General features: G+C 68.4%; 3 protein-coding genes and 1 pseudogene. All 4 read right to left on the bottom strand.

Annotated elements, in window-relative coordinates; translation table 11 throughout:
• A pseudogene (locus tag VGD32_RS05835) lies at positions 1-245 on the bottom strand (hypothetical protein); the annotation flags it as partial.
• Between the two features lie 89 nt (positions 246-334).
• Complete coding sequence (locus VGD32_RS05830) at positions 335-898, bottom strand: adenylate kinase (RefSeq protein ID WP_331030961.1); 564 nt, start codon at positions 896-898, stop codon at positions 335-337.
• A gap of 61 nt (positions 899-959) precedes the next feature.
• Positions 960-2,348 carry a preprotein translocase subunit SecY gene (secY, locus tag VGD32_RS05825; protein ID WP_331030960.1) on the bottom strand — a complete coding sequence of 463 codons (1,389 nt, stop codon included), beginning with the start codon at positions 2,346-2,348 and terminating at the stop codon, positions 960-962.
• A gap of 105 nt (positions 2,349-2,453) precedes the next feature.
• On the bottom strand, positions 2,454-2,933 hold a 480-nt coding region (gene rplO / locus VGD32_RS05820; RefSeq protein ID WP_331030959.1), incomplete at its 5' end, for a 50S ribosomal protein L15.

Here is a 2,933-nt window from a genome sequence, read left to right as displayed (position 1 = left end):
GGGACGTGGATGCGCGACGGGGCGGCCGGCGCGCCGCCGCCGGGATCCTCGGACGGCTCGTCCGGCGGCGGCGGTGTCGGCGCGGGCCGGAACAGCTGCACCTCGAACACCGGCGGCAGCGGCTCCAGGGGCGTCGGCCGGGTGCGGGCCACCAGCGCGAACACGCCGATGTGGGCGGCGAGCACGACGAGGAAGGCGCCGAGCTTGCGCTGCCGGTCACGGTTGAAGAGGGCGCCTGTGTCCACGGGTCGACTATGCCACATGGGGCATGAACGCGCCGGAACGGGAAAGTGTCAGCTTCCGTTCACCCGGCCATGGGGGAAACGCGCCCGATTCAGGCGTCGAGCGCGGCGTCGATGGCGGCGGAAACGGTCTGGATGTCGCCCATGCCGTCGATTTCGGTCAGCAGGCCCTGATCCGCGTAATACGGCAGCAGCGGTGCGGTCTGGCGGTTATAGACGGCCAGCCGGTCCTTGAAGGTGTCCGGATTGTCGTCCGGCCGGGCCTGTTCGGCGAAGCGTTTGGCGATCCGGGCCGTCAGGGCGGCGTCGTCGACCTTCAGGCGGACGACCCGGTCGATCCTGGCGCCGCGGCGGGCCAGCATGGCGTCCAGCGCCTCGGCCTGGGCCACGGTGCGGGGAAAGCCGTCGAAGATGGCCCCGCCGGCGGCCTCGGCTTCCGGCAGGCGGGCCTCGATCAGGGCGATGACGATCTCGTCGGTGACCAGATCGCCACGGGCCAGCACGTCCTTGACCTTCAGGCCGAGGTCGGAGCCAGAGGCGATGGCCGCCCGCAGCATGTCGCCCGTCGACAGCTGGACCATGCCCCGGGTCTCGACGAGACGCTTGGCCTGCGTGCCCTTGCCGGCCGCGGGCGGTCCGAACAGGATCAGGTTCATCGCCGCCCCTCCCCGGGCTGTGGGCTCAAGTAACGCGGAGCGCGATCGCCCGCCAGGAATGTTAGCGCCGCGCCGGGGCGGTGGAGCCCTTGCCGCGGTTCTGGCCCCGGCCGCGCAGCTTGGCCTTCTTGATCAGGCCTTCGTACTGGTGCGCCAGCAGCTGCGACTGGATCTGGGCCACCGTGTCCATGGTCACCGAGACCACGATCAGGATCGACGTGCCGCCGAACAGCAGCCCGCTGCCCATCTGGGTGCTCAGGATCTCCGGCAGCAGGCAGACGGCGGTGATGTAGATCGCGCCGATGGTGGTCAGCCGCGTCAGCACATAGTCGAGATACTCGGCCGTGCGCTTGCCCGGACGGATGCCCGGCAGGAAGCCGCCGTATTTGCGCAGGTTCTCGGCCGTGTCCTCGGGATTGAAGGTGATCGAGGTGTAGAAGAAGGTGAAGAAGACGATCAGCAGGCCGTACAGGACGGTGAACACCGGCTGGCCATGCTGCATCTGCGCCGTGACCAGCGGCAGCCAGTCCAGCCACGCCGGCAGGTTGGCGTTCGCGGTGATCTGGGCGACCGTGGTCGGCAGCATCAGCAGGGACGAGGCGAAGATCGGCGGAATGACGCCGGCGGTGTTCACCTTCAGCGGCAGGAACGAGCGCTCGCCCCCGGCCATCCGGTTGCCTTCCTGGCGCTTCGGATACTGGATCAGCAGCCGGCGCTGGGCCCGCTCCATGAAGACGATGAACACCACCACAGCGATGGCCACGGCCGTCAGCAGCAGCAGGGTGAAGGGCGACATCAGGCCCTGCTGGGCCATGCCGAACATGCGGGCGACGGTGCCCGGCAGGACGGCGACGATGCCGGCGAAGATGATCAGGGAGATGCCGTTGCCGACGCCGCGCGCCGTCACCTGCTCGCCCAGCCACATCAGGAACATGGTGCCGCCAGTCAGGACGGTGACGGTCGAGACGATGAAGAACAGGCCGGGCTGGTCGATCAGGCCGGGCTGGGCGTTCAGGCCGATGGCGATGCCGGTCGACTGGAACAGGGCCAGCACCACGGTCAGATAGCGGGTGTACTGGTTCAGCTGCTTGCGGCCGCTCTCGCCGCCTTCCTTGCGCAGCTTCTCCCACGGCGGATAGACCGCGCCCATCAGCTGGACGATGATCGAGGCCGAGATGTAGGGCATGACGTTCAGGGCGAACACGGCCATCCGCTCGACGGCGCCGCCCGAGAACATGTTGAACATGTCGAGGATGCCGCGCTGGCCGTCCGGGTCCTGGAAGAACTGCAGGAAGGCGTCGGAGTTGATCCCCGGGATCGGCACATAGGTGCCGATGCGGTAGACCAGCAGAGCCAGCAGCGTGAACAGCAGACGCTTGTGAAGCTCGGTCGCCTTCGCGAACGAGCCCATGTTCATATTTGCTGCGAGTTGTTCGGCGGCCGAAGCCATGTGTCGTCACCCCGACTGATCAGAACGCGGCGCATCGGACAGGAATCCGGCGCCTGCGTCCAGATAGGCGAAGGGCGCCCTCTTAGCGAGAGCGCCCCTCAAGCTTTATTTGGCGGCCGTGCGCTTGGCGCGGGCCGAGACCTTGTTGGCGTCGCCGCGCGGCGCCTTGGGGGCCGGAGCCTTGCCCTTGGCGGCGTTGCGCTTCTCGACGCGCGCGGCGGCCTTGGCTTCGGCTTCGATGCGCTGCTGGGTGACCGAGCCGCCGGCGGCCTCGATGGCCTTGATGGCGCCCGAGGTGGCCGACCAGACGACCAGGTTCAGCTTGCCCTTGATCTCGCCGGTGCCCAGCAGGCGGACGCCGTCCTTGACGCGGCGGATCACGCCGGCGGCGACCAGGGCCTCGCCGTTGATCTCGCCCTTGGCGTCCAGCTTCTTGGCGTCGATCGCCTCCTGCAGGCGCCACAGGTTCACTTCGGCCAGCTTCAGCGCGTTCGGATTGTTGAAGCCGCGCTTGGGCATCCGCATGTACAGCGGCATCTGGCCGCCTTCGAAGCCGCCGATGGCGACGCCCGAACGCGACTTCTG

The organism is Brevundimonas sp., from assembly GCF_036402095.1.
In the GTDB taxonomy this organism is placed as follows: domain Bacteria; phylum Pseudomonadota; class Alphaproteobacteria; order Caulobacterales; family Caulobacteraceae; genus Brevundimonas.
Note: the sequence above shows the minus strand (reverse complement) of the source record. Positions and strands in the feature narration are given on the sequence as shown.